This is a genomic window from Trinickia sp. (assembly GCF_057351765.1).
The window spans coordinates 118,391-135,843 of record NZ_JBMRBK010000020.1 but is presented as its reverse complement, the minus strand read 5'-3'; the positions used below and the strand labels follow the sequence as shown (position 1 = coordinate 135,843).

The window sequence follows — 17,453 nt, the reverse complement described above, 5'->3', positions numbered from 1 at the left end:
GGATGGGCGCGGCACTTTCGGTATCATGGCGCGAGCGCTTTGCCGCCTGCGCTGTCGCGCGCGGAATTTTTCTCAAAGGGATGCATTTGGATACGCTGCTTCATTTCGTCGGCCTGGTGCTGCACATCGACGCGTTTCTTGGCGACTTCGTCAATCAATACGGCGCGTGGGTGTACGCCGTGCTGTTTTTCATCGTCTTCTGCGAGACCGGGCTCGTGATCCTGCCGTTCCTGCCGGGCGACTCGCTGCTTTTCATCGGCGGGGCGTTTTGCGCGACGGGCGAGATGAACCTCACCTGGCTCATCCTGCTGCTACTGACGGCGGCCGTCGGAGGCAATAGTCTGAACTACGCGATCGGCCGTGCGATCGGGCCGGCCGTGTTCAATACGCGTATTCGCTATCTCGAGCGCTTTCTCGATCGCGCGGCGCTGCAAAAGACGCACGATTTCTACGAGCGGCATGGCGGCAAGACAATCGTGCTGGCGCGCTTCGTGCCTGTCGTACGCACGTTTGCGCCGTTCGTCGCCGGCGTGTCCGGTATGAGCGTTTCTCGCTTTCAGTTCTTCAACGTGGCGGGCGCCTTGAGCTGGGTACTGCTGCTCGTGCTCGCCGGGTACTTCTTCGGCAATATCCCGTTTATCCGCCAGTACCTGAATATCATCGTGCTCGTGGGGATCGGCGCCGCGATCGTGCCGCTTGCACTCGCGGCGCTTTGGAAGGTGTGGCGCAAGAAGACCGCAGGCCCGGTCGTGCACAAGCAAAGCGGACGTCCTTGAGCGGCGTCGATGCGGGCAAGGCCGTGTGACGGTTCGTCAACGAGAGCCAAGAGCTAAAGCAAAAAGGCGTCGCACGCCTTGCCGACCATGACCATCGATACCGGCCACGCCGCCGCGGCGCACCTTCAGGACCCGAGCCATTACGCGAGCCCCGAAGCCGCGCCGCCGCGTTCCCTGCGGCTCGCCAAAGACGCGCTCGCGGGCGTGTCGATCGCCGGTCTGCTACTGCCCGAAGCCGTTGCTTATGCGGGCCTCGCCAATCTGCCTCCGCAGGCGGGCGTGGTCGCGCTGCTCGTTGGGCTGCTCGTCTATGCCGCGCTCGGCAGCAGCCGGTTCGCGATCGTCTCGGCGACGTCGTCGTCGGCCGCCGTACTCGCAGCGACGGTGAGTGCCGTGCCGGGCGCCCGTCTCGCAGCTGCCGCCGCGCTCGTCGCGGCCGCGGGCGGCCTTTTCCTGCTGGCTGGCGTCGCGCGCTTGGGCGGCGTGTCGGATTTCATCGCCAAGCCGGTGCTGCGCGGATTCGCCTTCGGCCTCGCGTTGACCATCACCCTGAAGCAGATTTCCAGCATCGTCGGCGTGAAGTCGCGATTCCCGGATGCGCCTCGCATCGCCTACGACCTCCTGGTTCAGGCGCCGCAATGGAATCTGCATAGCGTCGGCGTCGGAGCCGTTGCGCTCGCCATTCTCTTCGCGCTCGGTCGCCGCGCGCGGATCCCGGCCACACTCGTCGTCATCGTGCTCGGCATCGGGGCCGGCTATTGGATCGACTGGCATCGCTGGGGTATTCCGATCGTCGGCGATATCGATTTGCGCAACGTGCATTTCGGGCTGCCCGCCTTTCAGCGCACCGAATGGCTCGAAACGGTGGAGCTCGCCTTTGCGCTGATGCTGATTCTTTACGCGGAGTCCTATGGCTCGATCCGCACGTTTGCACTCAAGCATGGCGATAGCGTTTCGGCGAACCGCGACCTGCTTGCGCTCGGGGCGGCGAATGTCGCGTCGGGTCTGCTGCAGGGTATGCCGGTCGGTGCAGGCTACTCCGCCACCTCGGCAAACGAGGCGGCGGGGGCGCAAACGCGTCTGGCCGGGCTCGCCGCGGTATGCGTGATCGCGCTCATCGTGTCGTTCCTGTTGCCGCAGCTCGCGCGCACGCCCGAGCCGGTGCTCGCCGCCATCGTGATCTACGCGGTGAGCCATTCGATCGACCCTGGCGTGTTCCGGCCTTATTGGGTCTGGCAGCGGGATCGTTTGCTCGCGATGGCCGCGCTGGCGGCCGTGCTCGTGTTCGGCGTGTTGCACGGGCTGCTCGCGGCGATCGCGGTGAGCCTGTTCCTGACGTTGCGCAGCTTGTCGATGCCGGTGGTGAGCGTGCTGGGCCGCCTGCGCGGGAGCCATGACTTCGTCGATATTGCCGCGCACGCCGACGCGCGACCGATCGATGGCATCGTGATCGTGCGCCCGGAAGTGCCGCTTTTCTTCGCCAACGTCGAACGTGTGCTCAGCGAGACGCGCGCTCGTGTCGGGGCCTACGTGCCGACGCCGCATACTGTGATGTTGAGCCTGGAGGAGTCGCCCGACGTCGACAGCACCTCGATCGAGGCCTTGCGCATCTTTGCCGCCGAGTTGCGCTCGCGCGCTCAGACGCTCGTGTTGGCTCGTTTGAAACCCAGGGCATTGGCGGCGCTCGGGCGCGCCGTCGATGAAACGCTGCCCGCGCAAGCATTGCGCGAGCTCAGCGTCGATGAATGCGTGCAATCGGTACTCGACGGGCTCGGCGCACCCGCGAACGGCAACCCGTCCGCGAGCGGCGCCTGAGCGCCGATCAAGGCAGCGAGATCGTCAGATTGGCCGATTCGGCCTCAGGCTTGACGAGCTGCGAGTAAGGCGCAAGCGTATGGAGCGTGGAATCGCGCAAATACGTATGGAGTCCGAAATACGCACCGAGCGCGACGAGCGCGAATACGGCGCCGATGGTCCACAGCGGCACCTCATGCTTGAGCCGGTGCGCGATCTGATCGGGCAGCGGCCAGTGCGGCGCGAACGACGCGCGCTTGCCCTTCATGTGGGCAATTTCGTCGCCGAGCCGGGCGCTCAGGTAGGCGAGCTTTTCCGGCCCTTCGAGCAAATACTTGCCTTGAAAGCCGAGCAGCAGACACATGTGGAACACTTCGAGCGACTGTAGGCGGGCGACGCCCTGCGCGCGGCACGCTTCGAGGTGATCGAAGAACTTTTCGCCCGCGAGCTGCTCGCCGAAGAGCACGAGCTGCAAAGGACGACGCTCCCAATCCGCACGAATCTTGAATGAAGAGGCGAGCACCGCTTCGTCGATCGCCGCGCAAAACGCGAATTTGGCCGCGTAGACATCGTCGGCGGGTGCATTGAGCTTTTTCGCGCCGCGCTCGAAATCCGCGAGAAACGACTGCACGCGCGAGCTGAACTCTGTCGCGTCGCCTGGCTCGCGCCCTTGCTTGAGCAGAAACAGCATGAAAAAGCCGTCATAGAGCAAATCGCGCAGCGAGCGCGCCTGGGCGCCGGTCTCGGTGCTCGACGCGGACGTCGCCGGCGGTGCGCTGCCGCCGAAAAGGGAAGGGACTTCGGTCACGATGTCACCGCAATGAGTTCGAGTTTGAGATCGTTGATGCCCGACGGCGTATAGATCATCGCCGACTGTGCCTGCAGCATGCGCTCGTATAGCGTGCCCCGCGCGTCCAGCGAGAAGTAGCATGCACCGGGGCGTACCGGCACGGCGGGCGGCACTTGCGGCGTGTAGACGAGCTTCACGCCGGGCATCGCGGAGAGCACGAGCTTGTCGACGTCGTCAGGCGCGCCGACCTTGAAGCGCGCGGGGACGGCCTCGACGAGTTCGACAGGTGCCATGTCCGCCGAGACGGCGATGAAGAAGGTGGTCTTCTCGTCGATCTTGCCCGAATCGAGGCGGCCGATATGAAACGAAGGGCGGACCTCTTCGAGCGCGATCGCGAAATGGCGCGTCGAAATCACGGTCTCGAGCAAGTCGCGCACGATGGTGTCGAGCGTCTCGAACGCGGGCCCCGGATCGTCATGTCGATACGCGGGCAGATCGGTGAGCGAATAGCGTTTGGAAAACGTCATCAATTGACCGGCGAGTCGCAGCAGCTCCTGAAAGAGCCGCTCCGGGTGCAGCGATGCGTGCTGCAGCAAATGCACGAGCGATGCGACCGCCGCATTCGCGGTATGCAGCAGCCAGAACGAGGCGATGTCGCCCGAGCGGAACTCGATGATGTTCTTCGTCGGCTCGCGGTGAAACCCGTAAAGCGCGCTCACCTTCGCTTGCAGTGCATCGATGAGCTGACGCAAGCACTGGTGCAGCACGGGCGATGCTTCGATGGCAAGCGTCGGCGGCACGAACGTCTCGTCGAGCTCGAAGCCCGAAGCCGCCGTGCGCTTCACGCGCGCGATCGGCACCGCGATCAGTTGAGCGCGCGGTTCGTTGTGGCCGATCAGTTTGACGCGCGTCTTGAGGAACGTGAGATTGGCCGTTGCCGCATCGGTGAACTGGTCGGCTACTGGCAACTGCTTGCTCGCGTAGCGCGACCCGAAGCCGCCGTTCGTTTCGCCGGAATCGTGGTTGCCCGTGTCGCGCAACGGATGCAGCGCGAGATAGAAGACGAACTCGCTGACGCCGTCGGGCAGCGTATCGAGCGAGATCGATTCGGGCAACTCGTCTGCCTGCGGGGCCGTATAAAGCGTGCCGTCCGGGAAGATGAGCGAGAGCTCCGCGATTCGCAACGACTTGTTGTTGAGCGAATCGGGATCGAAGCGCACCGAGCGTACGCCCCAGTTGTACGGTTGAATGGCGCGTATCGATTCGAAAACGCGCGCCTCGTGATAAGCGTCCTGTTGCTGGAAATGTTGAGGCCTGAGAAAAAGGCCTTCTCCCCAAAGCAATTTCGCCGAATAACTCATCTCGAATCCGCAAGGAAAGTCAAAACGCCGCGCATGCGGTCATAAAAGGTGCATTCAACATGCATTGACTGCTCATTGGTGCGTGCCTTCATCCGCAAGACACCGATGACAGCATATTCAACGCAGGCATAGGCAGACCCGGATCGGGCGGAATGACCGTGCCGTTCGCGACGGTCATCGCACAACTGTGAAGGCCGATCATTATGCCGGATTTCTCCGATTTCACCGGATCGAAGGCGAATTTCCATCGCCGCATGGCGGGATCGCGAAAGAGCGCGACGATACCGAACGCCTGCGCTTCACGCGAAACCTTCTCCACCATTTGATAGCGCTGGCCCGGAATCAGCGTCACCTCGCGCACGCCGAGCAAATCCGCGCCCAGGGCGCTTTTTTCTTTCGCCGGGTCGGTAAAGGCGTCGAAGCCGGCCTGCTGGAATGAAGTCGGATCCTTGAGTACGTATAGCCGCACGACCACGGCAAGCGGATGCCTGTCGTTGGCCGCATTCAGGTTGGGCGCGGCGGCGAGCGTCAGCGAAATGTCGCGCGGCGGTTTCTGCGAGTCGGGCACGGCGGGCTTGCCGAGGCCGGCCACCTGGAGCGCGGCCGACGCTGCGGCGCCGAGCATGGGCACACCGGCGGCGCACCCCGAGAGTGACAAGGCGACCGCAAGCGGTGCCATGGCGTGTCTGAAATATGGCCTCATCGAACTAATCCGGCCGATGCCGGTGCTCCATCCAAAGTGTGGGAAAAGCAGCCGGAACGGCGCCTGCAATCCTTTAAAACTAGAAAACGGACAAGTTTGTATAGTGGCTAATACGCCGCCCCGTCCGGCAAATTTTGCTTAATGCGGAATCAACTCAAAATAGACTCGGAAAATGTTTCCTCCCCGCCCGTGTCCGTTCCTTATTCAAAGAATTCCTACTCGACCTATATCACACGATAGAAGTTGAATTATGGAAATTTGGCCGGTACTATACGCGCGCACTCGCCGCAAAGCAAAGCTGTGGTTTCCGGGCGAATTAAATAAACCGCTAGGCGGTACCAACAAATCATGAAACAGCGACTTTCTATAAAACTTTCCGCGGCGGTGCTCGTATGCGCCGCTATCGCTGGCTGCGCGACACAGCAATCGGCTCAGCAAACCACACCCGAGGCATTCAACAAGGCGCTGGCCGATGCCGACACCGTCGCAAAAGGCGGTGACAAGGACAAAGCGATCGCGCTGTATCAACAGTTGACCAAGGCGGACCCGACACGCGAAGAGCCGTGGTCGCGCATCGCTCAAATCCAGTTCGATCAAAACCACTACGGTCAGGCGATCGTCGCCGCGCAAGAAGCCTTGCAGCGCGATTCGACCGATCGCGCGGCCAAGAGCGTACTGGCCGTGAGCGGCCTGCGCATTGCCACGCAGTCGCTCGGCGAATTGAGGCAGGACGCCGCGCTTGCGGGCGACGCGAAGAGCGACGCTCAGACGCTCGCTCACGAACTGCGCGACACGCTCGGGCAGGCAACGCTCTTCCCGGAAGAAGTCGTGCAGAAAAAGCCCGTGGCGAAGCGCCGCCGCATCGCGCGTCATCCGGCGCCGGCCGCGAAAGAAGCCGGGGCGGATGGGGCGAACGCGGCAACGACGGCGTCCAAGCCCGACGAACCCGCCGCCGCAAAGCCGGCCGGCAGCGGCGCAGATCCTTTCAGCGCGCTTCGCTGAACGGTCCGTTTGAACCAACGTTTCGGGGAGCCGCCGATGGCGAAGAAAGAAAGTATTCAAAAGCGCTTGCAAAAAGTGCGTCCGCCGCGCGTGCAACTGACCTATGAGGTCGAGCGCGGCGATGCGATCGAGGTGAAGGAGTTGCCGTTCGTCGTCGGCGTCGTTGCCGATCTGGCCGGGCAATCGGAAGTCGAGCAGCCGAAGCTGCGCGAGCGCAAGTTCGTCAATATCGATCGCGACAATTTTGACGATGTCATGAAAGGCCTGGAGCCGCGCGCGGCTTTTCAGGTCAAGAATCGATTGACCGACGCGGGTGGTTCGTTTGCGGTCGACCTGCGTTTTCGCTCGATGGCCGACTTCAGCCCGGACGAGGTCGTCAACCAGATCGAGCCGCTGCAACGCCTGCTCGACGCACGCTCGAAGCTTGCCGATCTGCGCAACAAGCTCGCGGGCAACGACAAGCTGGAAACCTTGTTGAGCGAAGTGCTCGCCAACACGCAGCAGCTGCAGACGTTGACGGGCACGGCGCGCGAGAGTGACAACGACGCGGACCAGGACAAGCAGGGCGAGTGAGCCCGAGCGGGGGTGATATGAATCAGCAAACGGCCATGGCGAGCACGGCGCTCGCGGAAACGAGCACGGCAACGTCGTTGCTCGACGAGATCGTCGAAAAAAGCAAAGTCGCGAAATCCGATTCGGAGCATGCGCGGGCAAAAGACCTCATCAGCGAGCTCGCGCACCAGGTGCTCGAAGGCACCGTCGTCGTATCGGACAATCTGTCCGCTACGCTCGACGCGCGCATTGCGGAGCTCGATCGCCTGCTCTCCGTTCAGTTGAGCGAAGTGATGCATGCGCCGGAGTTTCAGCGCATGGAAAGCACCTGGCGCGGACTCGAATACCTGTGCAAGGAGAGCAACACCGGTTCGACGATCAAGATCAAGGCGCTCCATGCGGCCAAGCGCGAGATCGTGCGCGACTTCAAGAACGCGTCGGAATTCGATCAGAGCGCGCTGTTCAAGAAGGTCTACGAGGAAGAGTTCGGCACGTTCGGCGGCGCACCGTTCGGCGCGCTGGTCGGCGACTTCGAGATCACACGTCAGCCGGAGGACATGTACTTCATCGAGCAGATGTCGCATGTCGCCGCCGCCGCCCACGCGCCTTTCATCACCTCGGCGTCGCCCGAGATCATCGGCCTCGAATCGTTTGCCGATCTCGGCAAGCCGCGCGATCTCGGCAAAGTCTTCGATACCGTCGAATACGCGAAGTGGAAGTCGTTCCGCGAGTCCGAAGACTCGCGCTACGTCGGCCTGACGCTGCCGCGGTACCTGGGGCGCCTGCCGTTCAATCCGAAGGACGGCCTCGTTGCGGACTCGTTCAACTTCGTCGAGGACGTGGACGGCACCGATCACAACAAGTACCTCTGGTGCAACGCCGCGTGGGCGTTCGCCGCACGGCTCACGGCCGCGTTCGACGATTTCGGCTGGTGCGCCGCGATTCGCGGCGTGGAAGGCGGCGGACTCGTCGAGGATCTGCCCACGCACACGTTCAAGACGGACGACGGCGAGATCGCGCTGAAGTGTCCGACCGAAATCGCGATCACCGATCGGCGCGAAAAGGAGTTGAGCGATCTCGGGTTCATTCCGCTCGTGCACTGCAAGAATTCGGATTACGCGGCGTTCTTCGCGGCGCAGTCGGTACAACGGCCGAAAAAGTACAACACCGACAGCGCAAACGCGAATGCCGTACTGTCCGCTCAACTGCAATACATTTTCTCGGTCTCGCGCATCGCTCACTACCTGAAGGCGATGATGCGCGACAAGATCGGCAGCTTTGCCTCGGCGCAAAACGTCGAGACGTTCCTGAACCGCTGGATCTCGCAATACGTCCTGCTCGACGACAACGCAACGCAAGAGCAAAAGGCGCAGTTTCCGTTACGTGAAGCGTCGATCCAGGTGGCCGAGATTCCCGGCAAGCCGGGCTCGTATCGCTCGGTCGCGTTCCTGCGTCCGCATTTTCAGCTCGACGAGCTGTCGATTTCGCTGCGGCTCGTCGCGGACCTGCCCAAGCCGGCAGGCGCCTGACACCTAAATCCAATTTCAATTTAACGGGCCGGGGCCGCTGCCCGGCTCGCTTTTAAACCGCCACTTCGGGAGTCGAGAAGCCATGAAAGATATGTTTTTGAAGTTCGGCAACCCTGCCATCCAAGGCGAATCCGCCGACAAGGACCACACCGGCTGGATCGAGTTGAATTCGTGGGCGCATTCGATCGTCCAGCCGCGCTCGGCAACGGCGTCGACGGCAGGCGGCCATACGGCCGAGCGCTGCGAGCATGCCGACATGACGTTCACGAAAGACATCGATGTCGTCAGTCCGCTGCTTTATCAGCACGCTTCGGGCGGCACGACGTTCGATGAAGTCACGATCGACTTCATGCGTGCGGACGGCGAGGGCAAGCGCGTCAAATACCTCGAAATCAAGCTCAAGTACGTGATCATTTCGAGCATTGCGCCGAGCGTGGTGGGCGAAGGCCTGCCGAGCGAGACGTTCTCGCTCAAGTATGCCGCCGTCCAGTGGAAGTACACGCAGCAGAAGGTGGGCGGCAACCAGGGCGGCAATGCGCAGGGCGCCTGGAGCCTCACGAAGAACGACAAGACCTACGCGGTCTGATGTTGCGAAGCGGGCGGCATGCCGGTGTCCGCACCGGTATCCGCCCGTGCCGTTCCGAGGGTAGAGCGAGGCGCGCACGTACCGATGAAGCGATTCGAACCGAGCTTGCTCGACAAGCTTTTCGACGACGATCCGCATTCGCCGGCACCGGCCGCGATGCGGCAGATGTCGCTCGACGAGCTCAAGAGCCGCGTAGCGCGCGATGTCGAGGCACTGCTCAACACGCGTATCGTGTTCACCGAAGGACAGCTCGAGAAACTCGTCGAATGCCAGCGTTCGGTCTTGACTTACGGGTTGAACGACTTCGCGGGACTGAGTCTCGCAAGCCACGCCGATCGCGGGTTCATTTGCACATCGATTCGTAACGCCATCGCGCGGCACGAGCAGCGATTGCGCGAAGTGACGGTTTCGTTGGAGTTGAACGCGCAATCGACCAATGCGCTTTACTTCGCGATCCGGGCGAAGCTCGTCGTCCACCCGGCCGAAGAGCCGGTCAGCTTCGATGCCATGCTGCAGGCGTCCACGCTGCAATACTCCGTCACCCGCTCGCGGCGCAGCACCGATGCGTCGCGCAGCCGCGTGTACGAGTGATTAGAGGCAGGCCAAGAAACGGAGCGAAGCGCCCGCGCTCGGGGAATATAGATGGAAGCGTTGCTGCCTTATTACGAGCGGGAGCTGGCATTTTTGCGGCAGTATTCGCGCGAGTTCGCGGATCGCTACCCGAAGATCGCGGCCAGGCTTGCCATCAGCGGCGAGCAAAGCGATGACCCGCATGTCGAGCGGATGATCGATTCCTTTGCGCTGCTCGGCGCGCGAATCAACAAAAAGCTCGACGACGAATATCCGGAGTTTGCCGAGGCACTTTTCGAAGTGCTCTATCCGCACTACCTGCGTCCGTTTCCGTCCTGCTCCATTGCTCAGTTCGGCGCGAGCGCCGCGACCGCGCCGCGCGCGCCGGTCGTGATTCCGCGCGGGACTCTGCTCGAGAGCCGCGAGGTTCGGGGCGTGCGCTGCCAGTTCCGTACCGCATTCGACGTCACGCTGGCGCCGGTCGCCATCACGCGGGCACGCTATCGACCGCTCGCCGCGTTGCCCCCCAATGCCCCGGTGTTGCCGGGCAATGTCTCGGGGGTGCTGTCCTTCACGTTCGAGAGTACGTCGCCCGATATGGGCTTGCATGCGTCGGGACTCGCGACGTTGCGCGCCTATCTTCACGCCGAGCAGTCGTTTACCGCGGCATTGGCCGATTGCATTTTCATTCGGGCTACGGCGGCCTACGTCGAGGTGGGCGATTCGAGCGAGCCGGAAGGGGCGGCCGAGCCGGGGGCCTGGAGGCGGCTCGAGGGCATGCCGATCGAGCAGACCGGCTTCGCCGACGATCAGGCGCTGATCGATTACCCGGCGAGATCGCACCCAGCCTACCGTTTGCTGACCGAGTATTTCGCGTTTCCCGAGAAATTCGATTTCATCGATTTTGGCCTGGCGGAGATGCTTCGGACCAGTGGGCCATGCCGCCGGCTGACGCTGCATGTGGCGATCAGGCAGACGCGCGGGGAAACGCAGGCGCCGCGACTCGTCGAAACGCTGTCGGCGCACCATCTGCGTCTCTTTGCGACGCCCGTCGTCAATCTCTTCGCGCGACGCGGCGAGCCGATTCGCATCAGCCACGAGGCTGTCTCGTATCCCGTCATCGCCGACGCCCGCCACGCGCACGCTTACGAGGTCTATTCGATCGATGCCGTTCATGTGGTGAAGGAGTGCGTCGGCGAACAGGCTGTCGAGGAGTTCCGGCCGTTTTACGCGCTGCATCACGACGAGCCGTCTCAACTCGGCCGATATTGGTTTGCGCGTCGCAATGCGCGGGTTGCGCAGATGAGCCCGGGCTACGAAACCGAGCTGTCCGTCGTCGATGCGCATTTTTCGCCCGCGCGCGCCATGACGAGCACGGTGAGCCTCGCGCTCACCTGCACGAATCGCGATTTGCCCGCGCGGCTCGCGATCGGCCTCGAAGGCGGCGATTTGTTCGCCGACCGAACGATTTTCGACGGGCCCGTCTCGATGCTGTGCCGCCCCACGCCGAGCGTGCGAATCGAGCGTGGCGCGTCGATGCATTGGCGGTTGATTTCGCATCTCGCCTTGTCGGAGGTCTCCCTTTTACGCGAGGATCTATCGACTCTGAAGGAGCTGCTCGTCCTCTACGATCTTCGGCGCACCCCGGCTTCGATCCGTCACATCGAAGGCATCGTCGCGCTCGAAGCGCGGCCTGCTGTCGTATGGCTGCCCGGCAAGCCGTTCGCGACGTTCGTGCGCGGTAACGAAGTGCGCCTCACCGTCGACGAAACGCATTTCGTCGGCACGAGCCTCGCGTCGTTCATTCGCGCGCTCGATATGTTTTTCGGACTCTACGTCAGTCTGAACAGCTTCGTACAACTGGTTGCCGTGTCCAAGCGCACGGGCGAGGAGATCATGCGATGCAAGCCGCGCAGCGCCGATTCGATGCTGGCGTAGTGGAGCGGCTCCTCGACGAGCCGTACCGCTTTCAATTTTTCCAGGCCGTGCGCGTGCTCGAGGTGTGGTTCGCGCAGCAGGTGTCGCGCCGCGCCGGCGAACGCGTCGCCGGACGTATCGGATTCCGCAGCACGTTGTCGTTGACGTTCGCGCCGAGCGAGCTCGAGCGCGCAGTTTCCTACGATCACGCGGGCGCTGCGCTCGCGAACCCCGAGGAGCGCCGCGCGGCGATGGCGGACCAATCGCTCGCGCGGATCGAACTGACGCCGTCGTTCTTCGGCATGTTGGGTGGCCAGGGCGCGCTGCCGCTGCATTACACCGAGCAGCTCGCCGCTCGCGAACAGTTGCAGCGCGACCGGGCCGCGCGCGAGTTTTTCGATGTGTTTTCCGATCGGGCGACGGCGCTTTTTTACGAGGCGTGGAAAAAGTATCGCCTGCCGTTTCATTACGAGCTCGATCGGAACGAACGCTATCTCCCGCTGCTGCTGGCGCTTGCGGGACTGACCCATGTGCCGACGCGCGCCGCGCTGCAGCGCGGTCCCGGCGCGCTCGTCGACGAAGCGTTGGCCGGCTTCGCGCTGCCGATCCGGCATCGGCCGATGTCCGCCGCCTATTTGGCGCGTGCATTGTCGGAATACTTTCGCGTGCCCGTGCAGGTCGAGCAGTTCATCGGCAAGTGGTACGCGGTGCCGGCCGAACGTCTTTCGCGGCTCGGCCTGGCCAACGCAAAGCTCGGCGCCACCGCGCTCGCGGGAGAGCGCGTCTGGCAACGCGATATGCGTGCGCGGCTCGTGGTCGGTCCGCTCAATAAAAAGGACTACGAAGCATTTCTGCCGGGCGCTGCGTCGGCCATCGCGCTTGAGCGCATGCTTTCGATTGCGGCCGGCGACATGCTCGAGTACGAGGTATGGCTCGTACTGGCGCGCGAAGAGGTCGGCACGAGCCAGCTCGGCGCAGGCGCGCGGCTGGGCTGGGATGCCTTTCTTTGCACGCGCGAAGCGGTGTGCGATCGCGACGACGCACGCTACGAACTGAACCTCATCCATTCATTCCCAGACACAGGAACTGTCGACTCATGAGCACGCCTCTGAAGACCCTCATTGCCAAGCTCGACGCACTGTGCCTCGATGCGGCCACGCGTGCCGCGAGCCTGTGCCTCGCCCGCGGTCACTATGAGGTCGACCTCGAACATTTGTTTCTCGCTCTGCTCGACGATACCTCGAGCGATCTCGGGATCGTGCTGCGCACGAACAGGCTGAGCGCCGACACATTGCGCCGCGATCTCGAGCGCGAGCTCGGGCGCCTGAAAACCGGCAACACGCGCACACCGGTGTTTTCGCCGCATCTGATCGCGCTTTTCGAGCAGGCGTGGTTGATTGCGTCGCTCGATTCGCATGCGGCGCGCATCCGCTCGGGGCACCTGCTGCTCGCGCTGCTCGGTGCACCCGATCTGGCGCAGTTTGCACAGCGGATGTCGGCCGTTTTCGCCGAGGTGCCCATCGAAGCGCTGAAGCACAAATTCGACGAGATCACGGCGGGATCGCACGAGGCTGAGGCGGTGCCGGTGCGCGCGAGCCGAGGCACGGATGGCTCGGGCGAGGCGGACGGCGCGATACCCGGTCTAGCCGTGCCCGGGGCATCGAAGACGCCCGCGCTCGATACCTATACGACGAATCTCACGCAACGTGCGCGGGAAGGCAAGATCGATCCCGTCATCGGGCGCGAAGCCGAGATCCGGCAGACCATCGACATCCTGATGCGGCGCCGTCAGAACAACCCCATCCTGACCGGGGAGGCCGGCGTGGGCAAGACGGCGGTCGTCGAGGGGCTCGCGCTGCGCATCGCGGCCGACGATGTGCCCGAGCCGCTGAAAGGCGTGGCGCTGCATGTGCTGGACATGGGGTTGCTGCAGGCCGGCGCCAGTGTCAAAGGCGAGTTCGAAAATCGTTTGAAAAACGTCATCGACGAAGTGAAGAAGAGCGTCGTGCCGATCGTTCTTTTTATTGACGAAGCCCACACGATCATCGGCGCGGGCGGACAAGCGGGGCAAAACGATGCGGCGAATTTGCTGAAGCCCGCGCTCGCGCGCGGAGAGCTTCGCACGGTCGCCGCCACGACCTGGAGCGAGTATCGCAAGTACTTCGAGAAGGACGTCGCGCTTGCGCGGCGTTTTCAGGTCGTGAAGATCGACGAGCCCGGCGAGGCTTTGGCGGCCGCCATGGTGCGCGGGTTGGCGCCGCGCATGGAAGCGCACTTCAATGTGCGCATTCTCGATGAGGCCATCACCGAGGCCGTGCGTCTTTCGCACCGGTATATCACGGCGCGTCAATTGCCCGACAAGGCCATCGGCGTGCTCGATACCGCCTGCGCAAAGGTCGCGCTCGCGCACGGATCGACACCCGCCGCGATCGACGATGCGCGCAAACGGATCGAGCGTATCGATGCGGAGATCGCTTCGCTCGAACGCGAGGTCGCAGGCGGTTCGGCTGGAGCCGGGCATGAAGAGCGGCTTGCCGAGCTGCGCGCTGCGCGTGCGACCGACGTCGAAACGCTTGCGGCCGACGAAGTGCGTTATGAGCAGGAGCGCGCGCTCGTGACGCGTATCGGCGAGTTGCGTGCGGCGCTCGAGACGGCGAGCGCCGACGAGGCCGACGCCGCCCGCGCGGCGCTGGCCGAGCAGATCTCGTCGTTGCAGGCGATCCAGCAATCGAGGCCCATGGTGCCGTTGCAGGTCGACGGCCATGTCGTCGCGGAGATCGTCGCTTCGTGGACGGGCATTCCGCTCGGACGCATGGTGAAGGATGAGCTTCGCACCGTGCTCGGTCTGAAGGATCTGCTCGCCGCGCGCGTAATCGGACAGGACCATGCGCTAGAAGCGATTGCGCAGCGCGTGCGCACAGCCAGCGCGAATCTGGAAGACCCGAATAAGCCGCGCGGCGTATTTCTGTTCGTCGGACCTTCGGGCGTGGGCAAGACCGAGACGGCGCTGGCGCTCGCCGATATTCTTTACGGTGGCGAGCGCAAGCTCATCACCATCAATATGAGCGAGTATCAGGAGGCGCATAGCGTATCGGGGCTCAAAGGGTCGCCTCCCGGATACGTCGGCTATGGCGAGGGCGGCGTGCTGACGGAAGCGGTGCGGCGCAATCCCTATTCCGTGGTACTGCTCGACGAGATCGAAAAGGCGCATCCCGATGTGCTCGAGATGTTCTTTCAGGTGTTCGACAAGGGAACGCTCGACGATGCCGAAGGGCGCGAAATCGACTTCCGGCATGCGCTGATCATCCTGACGTCGAACGTCGGATCTTCGGCCGTGATGCAGGCGTGCCTGAACAAGCAGGCCGAAGAATTGCCCGATGTCGACGCGCTCTCGGAGATGTTGCGCCCGCAACTTTACAAAACGTTCAAGCCGGCCTTTCTCGGACGCGTCAAGGTGATTCCATATTACCCCATTTCCGATGACGTTCTCGCCGAAATCATCGAACTGAAGCTCGAGCGTATTCGCGATCGGATTGCCGCCAATCACCGCGCACAGTTTTCGTGGGACGAGTCGCTCGTCGATGCGGTGCTGGCGCGTTGCACCGAAGTCGACTCGGGCGCGCGCAACGTCGACCATATTCTGAACGGTACGCTGCTGCCCGAATTGGCGCAGCAGGTACTGGGACGGGTGGCGCAAGGGGACCGGATGGAGAGGATCGCCGTGCGTGCCGGCGAGGACGGCGAATTCGAATACAAGGTGGCATGAGATGGCAATCGATCTTGCACCGCTTTTGGCGCCGTTGGACGGCGCATCGACATGCGGCGAGGATATGTTGTTTTCGAACGATTTTGACGAAATTCAGCATGCGCGCCGTTTCGACGATCCATCGCTCGACCAGGGCGAGTGGGTGACCGAGATCAAGGAGGCCAACTGGAGCCTCGTGATCGAACGGTGCACCGAGCTGCTGAGCAAGCGGACGAAAGATCTGCGCGTGGCCGCGTGGTTGACCGAGGCGCTTGCGATCAAGCAAGGGATATCGGGTTTGACGCAGGGCTACACGTTGCTGAGCGGGCTTTGCGCTCAGTACTGGGACAAGGTGCATCCGCTGGCTGAGGGGGAGGACACCGAGTACCGGCTCGGCAACGTGACCTGGCTCGTGGCTCGCACTGCGCAACTGCTGCGCGAAATGCCGTTGACGCAGACATCGAGCGCCAGCTTTACCGCCATCGATTGGGAGGTCGCGTCGAACGTCGCGCAGGCGATCAAGCGCGACCCCGATCATGCCGACGACATTGCGCGCGGCAAACCCTCGTTCGAGCAGATCGATGCGGCGAAGCGTGCGACGCCGGTGCCGTTTTATCGCGCATTGTTGGCCGATCTGAAGGCGTTCGAGGCGGCGATGCTCGCGCTCGAACAAGAACTCGAGACACGTGCGCAAGAGGCCGCGCCGAGTTTTCGGCAAGTCAAGGATTCCTACGCTTTCGTCCACGGGCTGGCGGAGCGATTCGCGCGCGACGTTGGCGTGAGCGTCGAGGCGCCCTCGGGCAGCCCCGCTCAGTCGCCATCGGCACCGAGCGTCGAGCGCGCCGAGCCGACATTCAAGACGCCGCTTTCGCAAGGAACGCCAATGGTTTCGACGCCGCAAGCCCGGCATTCGGGCGTGATTCAAAACCGTGCCGATGCGGTGGCGCAATTGCGTGCCGTTGCCCAGTTCTTACGGGCAACGGAGCCGCATAGCCCGGCGGCCTATTTGGCGGACAAGGCCGCGGAATGGGCCGATATGCCGCTGCATCAATGGTTGGCTGCCGTGGTGAAAGACGACGGATCGCTCGCGCATTTGCGCGAGCTGCTCGGGGTGAAGCCGGACGCGCAATGAGCCTTCGCGCCGGATGCGGTATGCATCGATACGTGGCCCGACTTACTTCCCGACACGAAACTCGATTCGCCGATTACGCGCGCGTCCATCGCTGGTATCGTTCGACGCAATCGGTTGATCGGGCCCGACGCCCATCGTCGTCATCGATTGCGGCGCGATACCCTTCGTCACGAGATAGCCTTTGACCGCGTCCGCCCGGGCCTGACTCAATGTGATATTCGAGGCGCGATTGCCCGAGTTGTCCGTGTGCCCGATGATTTCCACCGTTTTGCCGGACAGCCTGGCGAGCGCCGCGGCCATCTGATCGAGGATCGAACGCCCCTGCGGCGTCAGCATCGCGCTTCCGGTCTCGAACTCTATCGTGCGGTTCGCCAGCGTGCTATCGAGCACACCTTGCTCCGAAGCGCTGACGCGCAAGCCGTTCTTGATCGTGTACGTGGGATTGAGCGCATTGGCCATATCGCTGGCGATCTGCTGGCGCTGCGCCTCGTTGCCGACCTCGCCCTTGACGTCGATCTGCGTCCCGTCGATCTTCAACTGCCCCTTGCTGATTTGCTTCAACTGGGGACCGATGAGCTTTTGGACATTGGCAGCCCAGTTCGGCGGCGTATCGACATTGCCCACCTCGATCTGATCGACGACGTTTGCGGCGCCGTACGTGTCGCGCAGGCGCTGCAGCACGGCCGCGCGCGTCGATTCGTCGGGTACCTTGCCGCTGGCGACGACTTGTCCCGGCGTCGCGTTGACCGGCGGTGGAACGCGTGTCGCGGTGTTGGCCGCGCCAGGCTGCTGCCCAGCCTGCGCGGCCTGGCCGGACGGCTGCGTCGGCGCTATCGGAGTCGAGCGGATGCCGATACCGCTGTTGTCGACCGGAGAAACATTGACGGGCCCCGCTGTATCGGCGAATGCGGCGCCGGCTGTCAAACCGGCCGCCCCGGCGAATGCGGTAACGGCCGCTATGCGCGTCAGCACGCGAGGAAGAATTGCAACCATCGT

The 17,453-nt window shown here is 63.2% G+C and carries 15 protein-coding genes; 11 read left to right on the top strand and 4 right to left on the bottom strand.

The features are described from left to right. Positions 1-80: 80 nt before the first annotated feature. Entirely contained in the window at positions 81-776 is a 696-nt protein-coding gene (locus tag ACO1XS_RS04050; protein ID WP_331567942.1) for a DedA family protein, read from the top strand. Positions 777-863: 87 nt separating this feature from the next. Continuing rightward, positions 864-2,591: a SulP family inorganic anion transporter gene (locus ACO1XS_RS04045; RefSeq protein ID WP_486390059.1), complete on the top strand. Its 1,728-nt coding sequence runs from the start codon at positions 864-866 to the stop codon at positions 2,589-2,591. Between the two features lie 7 nt (positions 2,592-2,598). On the opposite strand, the gene icmH is transcribed toward ACO1XS_RS04045, so the two are convergent. From icmH to tssJ, 3 genes are all read right to left on the bottom strand, one after another. After that, a complete protein-coding gene (gene icmH / locus ACO1XS_RS04040) occupies positions 2,599-3,378 on the bottom strand; it encodes a type IVB secretion system protein IcmH/DotU (RefSeq protein ID WP_331567941.1) in 780 nt (259 codons plus the stop codon). Continuing rightward, positions 3,375-4,721, bottom strand: a complete 1,347-nt coding sequence (gene tssK, locus ACO1XS_RS04035) for a type VI secretion system baseplate subunit TssK (RefSeq protein WP_331567940.1) — start codon at positions 4,719-4,721, stop codon at positions 3,375-3,377. Before tssK ends, icmH begins: the two co-directional genes overlap by 4 nt. Positions 4,722-4,809: 88 nt before the next feature. Further along, entirely contained in the window at positions 4,810-5,424 is a 615-nt protein-coding gene (gene tssJ, locus ACO1XS_RS04030; RefSeq protein ID WP_486390058.1) for a type VI secretion system lipoprotein TssJ, read from the bottom strand. A 348-nt stretch (positions 5,425-5,772) separates the two neighbouring features. On the opposite strand from tssJ, the gene ACO1XS_RS04025 reads away from it, so the two are divergent. The 9 genes from ACO1XS_RS04025 to tssA all read left to right on the top strand — a co-directional run bounded on the left by ACO1XS_RS04025 (position 5,773) and on the right by tssA (position 16,457). Then, positions 5,773-6,426: a tetratricopeptide repeat protein gene (locus ACO1XS_RS04025; RefSeq protein ID WP_331567938.1), complete on the top strand. Its 654-nt coding sequence runs from the start codon at positions 5,773-5,775 to the stop codon at positions 6,424-6,426. A gap of 36 nt (positions 6,427-6,462) precedes the next feature. After that, positions 6,463-6,999, top strand: a complete 537-nt coding sequence (tssB, locus tag ACO1XS_RS04020) for a type VI secretion system contractile sheath small subunit (RefSeq protein ID WP_331567937.1) — start codon at positions 6,463-6,465, stop codon at positions 6,997-6,999. Between the two features lie 17 nt (positions 7,000-7,016). After that, positions 7,017-8,507 (top strand): type VI secretion system contractile sheath large subunit, encoded by a 1,491-nt coding sequence (gene tssC, locus ACO1XS_RS04015; protein ID WP_331567936.1) that lies wholly within the window; start codon positions 7,017-7,019, stop codon positions 8,505-8,507. 82 nt (positions 8,508-8,589) lie between these two features. Continuing rightward, positions 8,590-9,093, top strand: coding sequence for an Hcp family type VI secretion system effector (locus tag ACO1XS_RS04010; RefSeq protein WP_331567935.1), 504 nt, complete (start codon positions 8,590-8,592; stop codon positions 9,091-9,093). Between the two features lie 84 nt (positions 9,094-9,177). Next, positions 9,178-9,684, top strand: coding sequence for a type VI secretion system baseplate subunit TssE (gene tssE, locus ACO1XS_RS04005; protein WP_331567934.1), 507 nt, complete (start codon positions 9,178-9,180; stop codon positions 9,682-9,684). Positions 9,685-9,735: 51 nt separating this feature from the next. Beyond that, complete coding sequence (gene tssF / locus ACO1XS_RS04000) at positions 9,736-11,601, top strand: type VI secretion system baseplate subunit TssF (RefSeq protein WP_486390057.1); 1,866 nt, start codon at positions 9,736-9,738, stop codon at positions 11,599-11,601. Beyond that, positions 11,565-12,680: a type VI secretion system baseplate subunit TssG gene (gene tssG, locus ACO1XS_RS03995; RefSeq protein WP_486390056.1), complete on the top strand. Its 1,116-nt coding sequence runs from the start codon at positions 11,565-11,567 to the stop codon at positions 12,678-12,680. The genes tssF and tssG overlap by 37 nt, the downstream gene beginning before the upstream one ends. Further along, positions 12,677-15,346 (top strand): type VI secretion system ATPase TssH, encoded by a 2,670-nt coding sequence (gene tssH / locus ACO1XS_RS03990; protein ID WP_486390055.1) that lies wholly within the window; start codon positions 12,677-12,679, stop codon positions 15,344-15,346. The genes tssG and tssH overlap by 4 nt, the downstream gene beginning before the upstream one ends. 1 nt (position 15,347) lies before the next feature. Next, entirely contained in the window at positions 15,348-16,457 is a 1,110-nt protein-coding gene (gene tssA, locus ACO1XS_RS03985; protein WP_486390054.1) for a type VI secretion system protein TssA, read from the top strand. Between the two features lie 42 nt (positions 16,458-16,499). Here tssA and ACO1XS_RS03980 read toward each other — a convergent pair whose 3' ends face one another. Beyond that, on the bottom strand, positions 16,500-17,450 hold the full coding sequence (locus tag ACO1XS_RS03980; protein WP_486390053.1) for an OmpA family protein: 951 nt from the start codon (positions 17,448-17,450) through the stop codon (positions 16,500-16,502). Positions 17,451-17,453 lie beyond the last annotated feature (3 nt).